This window comes from Sediminibacter sp. Hel_I_10 (genome assembly GCF_000688335.1).
Lineage (GTDB): Bacteria > Bacteroidota > Bacteroidia > Flavobacteriales > Flavobacteriaceae > Psychroserpens.
This window is the reverse complement of the sequence record NZ_JHZX01000001.1, coordinates 1522711-1537188: the sequence shown is the minus strand read 5'-3', so window position 1 is coordinate 1537188 and position 14478 is coordinate 1522711. Positions and strand designations below refer to the sequence as shown.

Genomic DNA, 14478 nt, shown 5'->3' with positions numbered 1-14478 from the left:
AATGTAAGGAAGCGGTTTAGCCCAATAATCCGCAAGCTGCTTCAGCACAACGCTCACCATCCATGGCCGCAGAAACAATGCCTCCAGCATATCCACCACCTTCACCACAGGGAAAAAGATTTGAGATTTCAGGATGTTCTAAGCGTTCAGTTCTGGGAATATTGACTGGTGAAGAGGTTCTGGATTCAACACCAATAACATTAGCTTCTTCAGTATAGTAACCGTGCATTTTTTCTCCAAAAGCTTTAAACCCCTTTCGAAGTGAGCTCCCAATCATTTTAGGTAATAGGGAATGCAGCGGTGCAGAATTAAGTCCGGGTTGGTAGGAAGTGGCATTTAAATGAGGTGATAATTTACCTTCAACAAAATCTGTTAACCGTTGTCCAGGTGCTGTTTGTGATCTTCCGCCAGCAGTAAAAGCCAAGCGCTCTAAATCTTTTTGATACTCCAATCCTTTTAACGCCCCAAAATTCTCATATTTATAAAGGTCGCGATCGGCATCAATTTCTACAACAATTCCAGAATTTGCATAAATATTATTACGTCTAGAAGGAGACATCCCATTAACCACAACTTCACCATTTGCTGTGGCCGCGGGAACTATAAAGCCACCAGGACACATGCAAAAAGAGTATACGCCCTTGTGGTTAATTTGCTCCACTAGGCTATATGCTGCTGGCGGTAGGAGCTCATCTCGCTCTTCGCCTTTACAGTTGTATTGAATGCCATCTATAATTTGTTGCGGGTGTTCTACACGCACACCCATAGCAAAAGACTTGGCTTTGAGTTGGATGTTTTTTTCGTCAAGAAGATAGAATATATCTCGAGCAGAATGTCCCGTCGCTAAAATGACCTTGTCTACATTTAATTCATGGCCGTTCTCAAGCCGTAGGGTTTTGATACTATTATTTTTGATATCGAAATCAACAACACGAGTTTCAAAATGAATTTCACCACCAAACTTTAAAATAGTTTCCCTAATATTTTGAACCACCTTAGGTAATTTGTTTGTACCTATATGCGGGTGAGCATCAATAAGAATTTGATCTGTAGCGCCATGATACACAAGGTTTTCAAAGATTTTACGCACATCACCACGCTTTAAGCTACGGGTATAAAGTTTGCCATCACTATAAGTGCCTGCTCCACCTTCACCAAAACAATAATTAGAATCTTCATTGACCGTTTGATCTTGGTTGATGGCCTTTAAGTCGCGACGTCTGTCTTTTACATTTTTGCCACGCTCTAAAACAATAGGTTTGTAACCGAGCTCTATGCACCTTAAGGCCGCCCACATTCCAGCAGGACCAAATCCAATGATATGAATGGGCTTACCGTTGGAAACATCTTGGTAATTGAACTTGTAAGACGCATCTGCTGGGGCCGGTTCATTAACAAAGACCTCCACCTTGTAGTTGATGATGATCTGTTTTTTTCGGGCATCGATTGATTTTCGCAATATCTTTACTGCGGAAATATCCTCGACCTTAACATTTAGGTTCTGGGAGGCTTTTCTAATCAAGACATCCGATTGGCGTTCTTCTTGAAGCGTAATACGGAGTTGTAGGGACTTTACCATGTCATAAATTTATTGTAAGGCAATTTATTGACGTTCGTAAGTCAAAAACGTAAACGCATAATCGTGTTTGTCATCCTTGCCGTGCTCTTTTCTAAAGGTTTCCTTCCAAAGGTAGGTATCTAATTCTGGGAAAAAAGCATCGGCCTCTTCCTTGAAGCTTTCATGAACTCTGGTAAGCTCAATCTTATCGGCTCTAGAAATAGATTGCTTATAAATTTCACCACCACCTATAATAAAAGGTTGAGGATCATGTCGAGCAGCATCAATAGCATCATCTAAGTTATGCACCACAATCACACCCTCTGGAACCTGATAGTCTTCTTGTCTAGTGATTACTACATGGGTTCTATTTGGTAATGGTTTAGAAAAACTTTCAAAGGTCTTGCGCCCCATAATGATATAGTGGCCATTAGTTAGACTCTTAAAGCGTTTCAGGTCATCACTCAGATGCCAGATCAGGTCGTTATCCTTACCGATAGCATTGTCTTCTCCTGCAGCAGCAATGAGCGTTAATTCAGATTTTTTTTTTTGAGGAGCAGCGTTTGTTTTTGAAATTTGATCAAAAGCCTGCTCTTTAGCGATCTTGCTCTCTTTTTTCAAAAATTCGGCTTTAAGTTGATCAATTCGATCTTGTTGCTTTGCCACTAACAAATCCCGTTGTTGATCCTCCCAATCTTTACCCATAAATTTATTGGTAATGAAAACGCTTATAAAATGATAAATGAACAGAATGAACCATAAGATAATGGCAATCACAAACCATTCAAGACCAAAAATCAAAAGGTCTTTACCTATTCCCAACACAGTGTTGGCGACTATCAAGAAAACCGCACCAATTAAAAAAATGACGAAATGAATGTACAATCGCTTTTTCTGTTTGATTCGTTTTTCAGCATTTTTTATAAGTGCTAATTGTTCTTTATCAATCTGTGGGATGGGCTTTTTCTTTCCGAACATGTTTTTGTAGAATTTCGTAAAGTAAAATTACTCTTTTTTTCGCAAACGATGTAATTATTAAGTTGGTCTATAAAAGCCTTTATACGCAAACGTTATAGAGTTTAAAAGCTGATTATCAATATTTAAGAGCGGTAATTTTTATTGATAATATCTTAGAGAATCCTATTAAAAGTTTATTTTTCTATAGCAAAGGAAGTTCAATATTATGAAATTGATAAATCTTTCATTTTGAACATACTAATATTTGAACGAGCATATTTCTTTTATACATTTGTCGAAGAAATTAATTCATATACGATTATGGCGATTACAAAAAAATACTTAAAGAGCAAGCCACTATGTAAGGTCACATTTGCTGTGCCTGCTGAAGAAGCTAAAAAAGTAGCAGTAGTTGGAAGTTTCAATGATTGGAACGAGAAGAAAGCTGTTCAATTGAAAAAATTGAAGAACGGAACTTTCAAAGGCACTGTCGATTTAGAAAAAGACAACGCTTACGAATTTAGATATTTGGTTGACGGCACAACTTACATCAACGATGATCAAGCAGATGCTTACGCTTGGAATGATTTTGCCGGTGCAGAGAATAGTGTGTTGAGTCTGTAAAGAAACGCGTGTTTCAGGTAAAATAAAAAGAGCCTTTTTGGGCTCTTTTTATTTTACCTGAAATGTAATAGGTAGAGAATATGGAGTTATAACTTTATTTCCATTTACCTCAGCTGGTGTAATGGTTGGTATACGTCTTAAAATCCGTAATGTTTCCATTTCTAAAAGCTTTGTAGGGGCATGGACCTTATGGTTTGAAATAGAACCGTCGGTCTCTATTTTAAATGAAGCTGTTATATTATAGATTCCTGATTTTAAACGAGACTCCTTGATCTTCTTAGAATCAAAATTATCCAGTATGAGCTTTGTGAGGTTTTCAGAAAAGCATTTTCTCAATTGAGCCTGGTCTTTATAAATTTCACAGTTTGGATATACAGGCGGAGTTTCAGATTTTGTTTTAAGAAAGTCATGCTGTTTTAAGGTTAATTTTGGTTGATACCCATATATTGGTTGCAACAAAATTTTGTCTCGGTTTATTATGAAACCTACTGTATATGCAACTGAATTCTCGATTGGATGTCCTTCACTATTCATTGCGGGTACGACAGAAGGAAGTATGTACTTTAACGAATCGATAGAACCATTCACTTCCTTTATAAAAGCTGTTATTTTTGATTCTTCAAAATCTACCTTACCTATTTTATTATATTTTATATTCGCAAGGAAAACAATTGTATCACTTACAGAATTTTCTACTATGAATGATTTTGTTTTATTTCTAAGGTTTTGAGATAAAAAATCTTGTAATTTATCTGAGTAGCATTCATATAAATCATCTTGATTTTCGCAACCTGGATAAATCAAAAATCGACTTTTCCGAATTTTCTCATTTTCTTGTAACTCTTTTACTGATGATTCCTGTGTTTGATTCTGACAATAAATATTAGAAACTAACAAAAATAAAAATAAAGGAAGTTTTCCGTTCATAAGATCGATATTAAATTGCCACTGCTCCCTTTATGTGTGGATGCGGGTTGTAATCTTCCAGTGTAAAATCCTCAAACTTAAAATCGAAAATATTTTTTACGTTTGGATTGAGTTTCATTTTTGGTAATGGCCTCAAATCACGAGACAATTGAAGCTCTAATTGTTCTAAATGGTTGCTGTAAATATGGGCATCGCCAAAGGTGTGTATAAAATCACCCGCTTCGTAGCCACAAACCTGAGCCATCATCATCGTAAATAGGGCGTAAGACGCGATATTAAACGGTACGCCCAAAAAGATATCTGCGCTTCGTTGATACAGTTGGCAAGATAATTTCCCGTTAGCGACGTAAAATTGAAAAAAGGCGTGGCAAGGTGGCAAGGCTGCTTTTCCGTTGGCCACGTTCTCACTAAAGGATTTAGAGGTGTCGGGTAAAACTGATGGATTCCAGGCAGAAACCAGCATTCTTCTGCTGTTTGGGTTTTTCTTTAGGGTTTCAACAACTTCTTTGATTTGGTCAATATCTTCGCTATTCCAGTTGCGCCATTGATGTCCGTAAACAGGACCAAGATCGCCATTTTCATCTGCCCATTCGTTCCAAATGCGGACCCCATTTTCCGTAAGATAATCGATGTTGGTATCGCCTTTTAAAAACCAAAGCAACTCATAAACAATAGATTTTAAATGCAGTTTTTTAGTGGTCACCATAGGGAACCCTTCTGATAAATCAAAACGCATTTGATAACCAAATACACTTTTGGTTCCGGTTCCTGTGCGGTCACCTTTATCATTGCCTTGATCTAGAACGTGCTTTACTAAGTCGTGGTATTGTTTCATGTTTAATTTCCGCCAAAACGGAACTTTAAAAATTATAAAATTATGACTGATGTAATTTCAGTTGAAAAACGAATTTAAAGAAAACAGTGAGGAGCAGCTTCATTTTTTGAATAGGAGATTTCAAAAGTTATCAACGGACATGATATCATGGTAATATCTTAAGTTTTAACTTCAGAAATAGAACGTAAAACGAGATGCTTTATCCAATGATCATTCCCGCAATAGTAGCCGAAATCAATGAAGCAATAGTACCACCTATAAGGGCTTTAATTCCAAATTTAGACAAGGTAGCGCGCTGACCGGGGGCAAGAGAGCCAATACCTCCAATCTGAATACCAATAGAGGCAAAATTAGCGAAACCGCAAAGCATGTATGTGGCCATAATTACAGACTTCTCGTACTTTAAATGCGTGGCATTGGCCACATTTTTCAAGTCGGCCAATTGAATGTACCCAATAAATTCACTAGCGGCTAATTTGATACCCAACAGCTGCCCCATAAGTGCCATATCTTCTGAAGCAATCCCGATGAGCCACATGAGGGGGGCAAAAAGATAGCCTAAAATAAATTCTAGTGAGAGTGAATCGTATGGTGTGTTTTGAGCAATAATGGTATTTAGCGATGTAAAATGCCAATCGATGTTTAATGCATTTATAGTAAAACCATCAAACCCTGCGATACCTCCCAAAATTCCATTAAACATGGCAATAAATGCTACAAAAACTAGAAGCATTGCCCCCACATTAACGGCTAGACGAAGCCCTTCTGTTGTGCCATTAGCAATAGATTCTAAAAGATTAGAGCCTATTTTTTCTTGGGATACATGAATGTCTGTATCTATTTTTTCAGTTTGAGGATAAAGAATTTTAGAAATAACGATAGCGCCAGGAGCGGCCATCACAGAAGCTGCCAATAAATGTTTAGCATAGAACAACTGTAACTCCAAATCTTCTCCACCTAAAAACCCAATGTAAGCTGCTAAAACGGCACCTGCAACGGTTGCCATACCGCCAATCATGACCAACAGTATTTCAGATTTATTCATGCGCTCTAGATAGGCTTTAATCAAAAGCGGTGCTTCTGTTTGGCCTAAAAAGATATTACCTGCAACACTTAAGCTTTCGGGTCCAGAGATTCCTAAAACCTTAGATAAAAGCCAACCCATACCTTGTACTACCTTTTGAATGACTCCTAGATAAAACAACACAGAAGTGAGTGCAGAAAAGAATATGATTGTAGGCAAGACTTGAAAAGCAAAGATAAAGCCGAAGCTTTTGACATCTAGCATGCCCCCAAATAGAAACTCGCTGCCTGCTTGTGTAAATCCAAGAATGGCAATAAAACCTTGTCCGATGACTTCAAAAATATCTTTTACAAATTCAACTCGAAGTACGCCAATGGAAATGACTAGCTGAAATGCTAAGCCCAGTCCAACTGTTTTCCAATTGATACCTTTACGATTGCTGCTAAATAGAAATGCAATACAAATGAGAGAGAACATCCCTAAAAGACCGCGCCATAAACTATTAAATGAAAAGCCTTGGCTCGGCACAATGCCCACTAGTTCTGCAGAAGGACCTGTAAGGTCTTGAGCGACTGCTGAAGACATTTTAGTGGTGTCTTTTAAACCGAAACTAAAGTCTTTATTAGCTAGTATTAACGTGGAGTCTGTAAGGGTGGTGATGCGAAAACGCGCTGTGTCTTCTTCTGGAGTGTCATAATAAAGAACAAGCAAGTTGTTTTGTCTAATATAATTTCCCGAGAAATTGCCTAAACTATCTAGCGAATGGATGCTGTAGTTAAAACTACCATCCTTAAGTTGAAAAGAATCAACGTCATTAATGTTATAGAGACCAACTCCCGAATTATTTTTTACTGCCTCTATCTGCCATTTCTTTTCGAGGTCTTGACCAAAACCGACCATTGACACAAAAAAAATAGCTGTAACAGCTAGTAAAAATTGTTTCATTGTAATAATGTGTTAGCGTTTGGAGATTTCGTCTCTTATTTTGGCGGCCTTTTCGTAGTCCTCATTGGCAACAGCTTCGTCCAACAATGCATTCAAATCTTGAAGTGATTTGTCCTTGTAATTTTCTTGGCTTCCGGTTTCAATTTCTTCAACCACCAATTCATCCACAAGAATCGAATCTTCGTCCTCTTGTTCTTTTTTAGGATTCACTTTTAAATAAATCCCGGCTTTATCAAGAATATTTTTATACGTAAAAATAGGAGCCTTAAAACGTAATGCTAGTGCAATGGCATCGCTAGTTCTGGCATCGATAATTTCTTCAATTTTATCGCGCTCACAAATAAGACTTGAATAAAACACACCATCTACCAATTTATGAATGATGACTTGTTTGACTACAATATCAAAACGGTCTGAGAAATTTTTAAAAAGATCGTGAGTTAAAGGTCTAGGAGGCCTAATTTCCTTCTCAAGAGCAATGGCTATAGATTGAGCTTCGAAGGCACCGATAACTATAGGAAGTTTACGGTCACCATCTACTTCATTTAAAATTAAGGCATAAGCGCCATTTTGAGTTTGGCTATACGAAATGCCTTTTATGTTTAGTCTAACTAAGCTCATACTTTATAAAACGCAAAGAACTGTTTAAATTAGGACTTTACCAACTCAACAAAACAGATATTGGATAAAATAGTAATTTAAACAGCCCTTTAAAGCTACAATTTATAAAAAAATTAGGCGTTTTGCGCCTTAAAAGCTTTTAATTTTTCAATTAGTGCTGGTACCACTTCAAAAGCATCTCCAACTACACCATAATCAGCAGCCTTAAAGAAGGGTGCTTCTGGATCTGTATTGATGACTACTTTTACTTTAGAGGCGTTGATTCCTGCTAAATGTTGAATGGCTCCAGAAATCCCTATGGCAATATATAGATTGGATGCTACAGGTTTTCCTGTTTGTCCTACGTGTTCTCCGTGAGGTCTCCACCCTAAATCAGAAACAGGCTTAGAGCACGCAGTTGCAGCTCCAAGAACTCCTGCTAATTCTTCAATCATTCCCCAGTTTTCAGGACCTTTTAAACCGCGTCCTGCAGAGACTACGATTTCAGCATCGGCTATAGTCACTTTGTCGGTAGCTTTGTCAACACTTTCTACATGTACTCCAGATTCTGGAATAGAAGGCGAAAAATCTTCAGCAGCAGCATCTGCCGTTTTTTCTTTTAATCCGAAGGCATTTTTAGAAACACCTACTATTTTTATTTCGGTATCAATAGTGGTCATATTAAAGGCCTTATTTGTAAATGCTGTTCTTTTTACTGTAAACGGTGAGGTGCTAGAAGGTGCATCTACAACATTAGATGCATAACCTGCGTGCAAATTAACCGCTAGCATGGGTGCTAAATACTTACTATCGGCACTAGAACTTAAGATCACTACTTTTGAACTTTCTTTTTCTGCAGCTTGCTTAAGCACATTGGCATAATTATTAGCGTTGAATTTTTCTAAATCGCCAGAATTGACATTTAGAACTTTATCAACTCCATAATTACCTAATTCGGAAGTGTCGTCTGCATTGACCGCAACAGCAGTAACTGTAGTCCCCATTTGATCGGCTACAGCCTTTGCGTATGAAGCTACCTCAAATGCTGTTTTTTTAAATTTGCCTTTTTCTGATTCTGTATATACTAAAACTGACATAATATCTTTTTAAAAATTAAAATTACAAGTGTCAAACCCCATTATTTGGTAGGAATTCGAAATTTGATTTTTTGAATTTATATAACTTTCGCTTCGTTGTGAAGTAAGTTGACCAACTCGTCGAGATTGTCTGCGTCTACAAGAGTAACCTCTCCTCTTGGAGCGGGTTTCTCAAATTTAACAGAGGCTGTTTCAGTCTCAGCACTTGAAGGCTCAACAACATTTAAAGGTTTTTTACGGGCCATCATGATGCCTCGCATATTTGGAATACGAAGATCACTTTCTTCAACCAATCCTTTTTGTCCACCAATAACCAATGGTAAGCTTGTAGAAACAGACTCTTTACCACCATCAATTTCTCTAACGGCTTTAGCATCGCTACCATCGACTTCTAAACTGATACAGTTGGTCACAAAATTAGCGTCAATTAAGGCAGCTAACATTCCAGGAACCATTCCGCCATTATAATCAATAGATTCTCTTCCTGCAATCACTAAATCATAACCACCATCTTTTACAACCTTGGCTAATTCTTTTGCAACTTGGAAACCATCTTTGGCCTCAGTATTAACACGTATGGCAGCATCTGCACCAATTGCTAATGCTTTACGTAAGGTGGGTTCTGTTTCTGCACCACCAACATTTACCACATCAACACTAGCGCCTTGTTTTTCTTTGAACCACATGGCACGTGTTAACCCAAACTCATCATTAGGGTTGATTACAAATTGAACACCGTTGGTGTCAAACTTTGTATTATCATCGGTAAAATTGATTTTTGAAGTCGTATCAGGAACGTGACTAATACATACTAATATTTTCATACTTGATTGTTTTATAACGTTTGCGTAAATCTAAGCACGAAGATAATTATAAAAAATCGATTTTACTATGCGTGCATAATAAATTTTTGTGAAAATTGAGGTTTACGAGGGCTTTAATGTTAATTCTTTAAAAATTTAAACACTTTTTGCTGATTGTCTACATCTAACTTTAATGAGATATAGTCCGTTAGACAAAGCAGAAACGTCAATTGAATGCGGTTCAAACTGCTTTTCAGCGACCACAATCTGACCTGATAGATTCAGAATTTTAACAGCTACGGAATGATTTTCATAATTTGAAAGTTCTAAGAAAGTGCTACCGTCTTTAAGATAGGGATACATTTTAGTAAAAGGAGCTGTTTTGGTAGAAAGATTAGCTTCAGAAAACCGGACGGCATCGTAACCAAAAATAGCATTGGGTCTGCCAAACGTGATCACATTATTCTCGTTATCTATTAACACTCTAATGTTTCCGTAGTTGTATTCTGAGCAGCCGAGTCCGAAGATGTTAAAAAGCGTTAGTTCAATATTATGACAAGGCAAATCATAACTGCTTGATGTGGTTTGCCCAGGTGTAGATTCCCAAGTTTGTAAGGTGGTATCCAAGTCAGGGAAATCGTCTATAGGATTTCCACCTTTAAATGCCAATGAAAAACTATTTCCACATGGCGTTATATCTGTGCTTTGGGCATATAGAATGTCGTTGTCTTCATCATAATTAAAAGCTATTTCTAAGTCAAAATCATCAGGAGTATTAATAAAAGGACAATTGCCAGGGCAATCAGAACCGTCATAATCATTCATGACACTCAATATTTCAAACTGCTTATTGTCCAGAAAGGTTATGATTTCTGCACCAATACTACTCGATATTGGGAGTTGGTTAAGGTTTAAATACCCATCGCTAAAGGACATGATATCGCTAGGGACGCTATTAACAAGATCCACGATGAGATCTTTAGATTTCACCCCGAGCGTAAATTGTGTTTCAAAACTTTCGCCTGGATAGGTTTGATAAAAATCATAAATAATATGATTTGCAAAAATATCCGTGATGTACTGCTCAGGATGGATTAATGTAACTGTGCCGTCATCATTAGAGGTTACCGTCGGTACATTATCGGCGTTTGAAATGGTCACAAAAATTTTGAGAACAGGGCACAGTGGGTTTTCTTGACTATATCCTGAAAAAAAGAGGATACAAAAACCAATCAAAAAAGCATAGATTTTCTGCATAGTAGGTAGCATTTAGTTAAAAGTATACAAAAGGTTTTATGATTGTTGAATTTTCCGAAGAAAAGAAAATGTGACCGCCTTTTTAGACATTCTTTTTAACGATATCATAATTCAAGGCGATCCCGCGTTTTTTATGTCAAATTATAATCTATAATTCTTATTTTTGCTACTCGTAAAAAAAAGCAATAATGAAGACGATTCAATTTAGAGAAGCTATTTGTGAAGCCATGAGTGAAGAGATGCGCCGCGATGAGAGCGTATATTTGATGGGTGAGGAAGTAGCAGAATATAACGGAGCCTATAAGGCTTCCAAAGGCATGTTGGACGAGTTTGGCGCTAAACGCGTTATTGATACGCCTATTGCCGAACTTGGTTTTGCCGGGATCGCTATAGGTTCAACCATGACGGGAAACCGACCTATTGTAGAATACATGACGTTCAACTTTTCTTTAGTTGGGATAGATCAAATTATAAATAACGCTGCTAAAATTCGCCAAATGTCTGGCGGACAGTTTAAATGTCCTATCGTTTTTCGTGGACCAACAGCTTCAGCAGGTCAATTGGCTGCAACGCACTCACAAGCTTTTGAGAGTTGGTTTGCAAATACGCCAGGATTAAAAGTTGTAGTGCCTTCAAACCCTTACGATGCTAAGGGACTTTTAAAATCTGCCATTAGAGATGATGATCCTGTGATTTTTATGGAAAGTGAGCAGATGTATGGAGATAAAGGAGAAGTGCCAGAAGGAGAGTACACAATTCCTTTGGGTGTTGCAGAGATTGTAAGAGAGGGTACAGATGTTACTATCGTGTCTTTTGGAAAAATCATTAAGGAAGCTTACAAAGCTGCCGATGAATTGGAAAAAGAAGGAATCTCTTGTGAAATCATAGATCTTAGAACGGTTCGCCCTATGGATCGCGAAGCCATTTTAAAATCTGTTAAAAAAACAAATCGTTTGGTAGTTCTTGAAGAGGCTTGGCCCTTTGGAAATATCTCTACGGATATCACCTATATGGTACAATCTGAAATATTTGATTATTTAGATGCGCCTGTTGTAAAAATAAATACTGCTGATACGCCAGCACCGTACTCGCCTGTATTGTTAGAAGAGTGGTTGCCAAATAAAGATGAAGTCATCAAGGCAGTCAAAAAAGTACTCTACAAATAAAATCGCAGTATCTGCGTTATATAAACTTCATCTTCTATCGGCAAACCGATTTAGCACGATAGTAGATGAAGTTTTTTTTGCATAGGACATACTGGTTTTTGAGATTGATTTCATAAAAAATAAGTTTCAATGTAATGTGTCGTCTAAGTATCGAAAATCAATAGTAGCAATAGATGAAAACAACGCTCCAATATCTATTTTTTTTCCTCGGAATATGTGCCACTTGGTCACAAACCAAGGTGAGCGGTTATGTTTTTGATGAACTAGACCAGCCAGTGGCTTTTGCCAACGTTTTGTTTAAAGGTTCTACTGAGGGCACCATTACCAATGAGGAGGGCCGGTTTTATCTTGAGTCTGATAATACTTGGAATGCTTTGGTGATTTCTTTCTTGGGGTATGAAATCAAAGAAATTCCTTTGGAGAAAAAGGTGAATTACGATTTGAGATTTGTTCTAAAGGAAGAAGCTTCAGCTTTAAACGAGGTGGTTATTGTTACAGGAAAACAGTCCAAAAAAGCTTCCGAAAATCCTGCTATTGCCATTCTTCAGAAAATTTGGGCTCGAAAGCGTCAAAACGGACTTCGCCAATTTGACCAATACCAGTATGATAAGTACGAGAAGGTGGAGTTTGATTTAAATACCATTGACAGTGCCTTGATAAAAAGCAAGTTATTTAAAGGTATGGAGTTTGTTTTTAAAGAAGTGGATACCTCAAACATTACAGGAAAAACCTACTTGCCCATTTTCATTAATGAAGCGGTGAGCAAAGTTTATGGGGACAATAATTTAAATGAGGAGAAAGAAGATTTAAAGGGAAATAAAAACTCGGGCTTTAGCAACAACCAAATCATCATTGATTTTGTGGATGATCTTTATGCCGATTTTGATATTTACGATAATTACCTCAAATTCTTTGATAAAAGTTTTGTGAGTCCGTTATCTAAAACAGGCGTTAATACCTATAACTACGTTTTATCAGATAGTGCCTATATTGATAATAAATGGTGCTATAACATTATCTATTATCCAAGGCGAAAAAATGAGCTCACTTTTAAGGGCGATTTTTGGGTTAATGACTCTACCTATGCCATAAAGAATATTAATCTGCAGGCTTCTAAAAGCGCCAATATCAACTGGGTCAAAGAAATTTATATTGAACAGGAGTTTGAAGTACTCAATGACTCGGTGTTTTTATTGAAGCGCGATTACATGCTCTCTGATTTTGCTTTAAATAAAAAAGAATCGTCTCGTGGTGTCTACGGAAAACGGACGACCCTTTACGATAATTACGAATTTGATATTCCTAAAGACGACTCATTTTACAGTCAGCAGGTATATAGCTATAATGAGGACGCTTACAATCGTGAAGACGATTTCTGGGAGAAAAACCGGATGGAGTCTTTAAATAAAGACGAGAAAGGCGTTTATAAAATGCTAGATACCTTAAAGACGGTTAAAAAATTTCAAAGGCTTTATAATGTTGGAAGCATTCTTGCCTCTGGCTACGTTGAGGTGCCCAGTGTCAATTTAGACATTGGTCCTGTTTTTTCTGTTTTTGGTTACAATGAAGTGGAAGGCGTGCGTGTTCGTGGTGGTGGAAGAACTTATTTTGGGCCAAACGATCTTTGGCGTATTGAAGGATTCTTAGCTTATGGCTTTAGGGATGACAAGTTTAAATACGGTATTTCAGGAAAATGGCTCTTAGATAAAAGGATGCGTCTTATTGTCTCCGGCGGAAATCGTCGTGATGTAGAACAAATAGGAGCTAACCTTACGGCCTCAACCGATGTTTTGGGCAGGAGCTTAGCCTCTTCGGCAGTAGTGGGTACAAGTACCAATGATAAGTTGACAAACGTCAATCTCACCACGGTAGCTTTAGAAATGGAACCCTCTAAAAACTTTGTGGTGCGCACCAGTGGTACATTTAGAACTCTAGAGTCTGCATCACCAACGTTTAGCTTGGCCTATAATGATCCAGAATCGCCAACCGGCATATCTACCTTAATTACTCAATACGAAACAGCTTTATCATTTTCTTATTTTCCGAACCGAAAAATGACGGGTTATGGGGTAGAACGACGAGTGGCCAATGATGGATTTGCCAGTCTTTTTGCACAGGTTACAAGAGGCGATAAGAGTATTTTTGATAGTGATTTTGATTATACTAAGCTTCAGTTCTCTTATACCCAACCTTGGCAATTGGGAGGTTTTGGGAGGTTAACCACAACCTTAGAGGTAGGTAAAACTTTTGGTGCGGTACCTTTAGGGCTTTTGAGTGTGGTACCTGGTAACCAGTCTTACTTCTCCATATACAATACGTTCCCACAGCTGGATTTTTATGAATTTGTGACCGATACCTATAGTTCTATGCATATAGAACATAATTTTAACGGTCGTATCTTTTCAAGAATTCCGTTTCTAAAAAAATATAATCTTCGAGCTATCGTTGGTTTAAGAGGTGTTTGGGGAGAAATCTCAGATGAGAATATTGAGTTGAATAGAACTGGAAATCCAGTAGAGACGCCATTAGTAGCACCAAATGAAGAAATTTACTATGAGTATAGTGTTGGGGTTGGCAATATTTTTAAAATCCTGAGAATTGACTTTAACTTCCGAGGCAATTATTTAGACCGTCCAATGGCAAGACCTTTTGGAGTGACGGGTAGTTTTGGATTTAGTTTTTAAA

General features: G+C 37.5%; 12 protein-coding genes. 3 read left to right on the top strand and 9 right to left on the bottom strand.

Annotated features, from left to right (window positions below):
- Positions 1–16: 16 nt before the first annotated feature.
- Complete coding sequence (locus P176_RS0106890; protein ID WP_026754015.1) at positions 17–1579, bottom strand: NAD(P)/FAD-dependent oxidoreductase; 1563 nt, start codon at positions 1577–1579, stop codon at positions 17–19.
- A gap of 24 nt (positions 1580–1603) precedes the next feature.
- The gene (locus P176_RS0106885; protein WP_026754014.1) at positions 1604–2536 is read right to left on the bottom strand and encodes a dihydrofolate reductase; all 933 of its coding nucleotides are present in this window, start codon (positions 2534–2536) and stop codon (positions 1604–1606) included.
- 300 nt (positions 2537–2836) lie between these two features.
- Here P176_RS0106885 and P176_RS0106880 point away from each other — a divergent pair, with 300 nt between their 5' ends.
- Positions 2837–3139, top strand: coding sequence for an isoamylase early set domain-containing protein (locus tag P176_RS0106880; RefSeq protein WP_026754013.1), 303 nt, complete (start codon positions 2837–2839; stop codon positions 3137–3139).
- A gap of 48 nt (positions 3140–3187) precedes the next feature.
- On the opposite strand, the gene P176_RS0106875 is transcribed toward P176_RS0106880, so the two are convergent.
- From P176_RS0106875 to P176_RS0106845, 7 genes are all read right to left on the bottom strand, one after another.
- Positions 3188–4066 carry an energy transducer TonB gene (locus P176_RS0106875; RefSeq protein WP_026754012.1) on the bottom strand — a complete coding sequence of 293 codons (879 nt, stop codon included), beginning with the start codon at positions 4064–4066 and terminating at the stop codon, positions 3188–3190.
- Positions 4067–4076: 10 nt separating this feature from the next.
- Positions 4077–4901: a thymidylate synthase gene (locus P176_RS0106870; RefSeq protein ID WP_026754011.1), complete on the bottom strand. Its 825-nt coding sequence runs from the start codon at positions 4899–4901 to the stop codon at positions 4077–4079.
- 199 nt (positions 4902–5100) lie between these two features.
- Positions 5101–6870, bottom strand: a complete 1770-nt coding sequence (locus P176_RS0106865) for a nucleoside transporter C-terminal domain-containing protein (RefSeq protein WP_026754010.1) — start codon at positions 6868–6870, stop codon at positions 5101–5103.
- 12 nt (positions 6871–6882) lie between these two features.
- Positions 6883–7491: a bifunctional nuclease family protein gene (locus P176_RS0106860; RefSeq protein ID WP_026754009.1), complete on the bottom strand. Its 609-nt coding sequence runs from the start codon at positions 7489–7491 to the stop codon at positions 6883–6885.
- A gap of 113 nt (positions 7492–7604) precedes the next feature.
- The gene (locus P176_RS0106855) at positions 7605–8567 is read right to left on the bottom strand and encodes an electron transfer flavoprotein subunit alpha/FixB family protein (protein WP_026754008.1); all 963 of its coding nucleotides are present in this window, start codon (positions 8565–8567) and stop codon (positions 7605–7607) included.
- Between the two features lie 77 nt (positions 8568–8644).
- Positions 8645–9391 carry an electron transfer flavoprotein subunit beta/FixA family protein gene (locus P176_RS0106850; RefSeq protein ID WP_026754007.1) on the bottom strand — a complete coding sequence of 249 codons (747 nt, stop codon included), beginning with the start codon at positions 9389–9391 and terminating at the stop codon, positions 8645–8647.
- A 135-nt stretch (positions 9392–9526) separates the two neighbouring features.
- Positions 9527–10627 (bottom strand): T9SS type A sorting domain-containing protein, encoded by a 1101-nt coding sequence (locus P176_RS0106845; protein WP_026754006.1) that lies wholly within the window; start codon positions 10625–10627, stop codon positions 9527–9529.
- Between the two features lie 188 nt (positions 10628–10815).
- On the opposite strand from P176_RS0106845, the gene P176_RS0106840 reads away from it, so the two are divergent.
- The gene (locus P176_RS0106840) at positions 10816–11793 is read left to right on the top strand and encodes a pyruvate dehydrogenase complex E1 component subunit beta (protein WP_026754005.1); all 978 of its coding nucleotides are present in this window, start codon (positions 10816–10818) and stop codon (positions 11791–11793) included.
- Positions 11794–11966: 173 nt separating this feature from the next.
- Positions 11967–14477 carry a DUF5686 and carboxypeptidase-like regulatory domain-containing protein gene (locus P176_RS0106835; RefSeq protein WP_026754004.1) on the top strand — a complete coding sequence of 837 codons (2511 nt, stop codon included), beginning with the start codon at positions 11967–11969 and terminating at the stop codon, positions 14475–14477.
- Position 14478 lies beyond the last annotated feature (1 nt).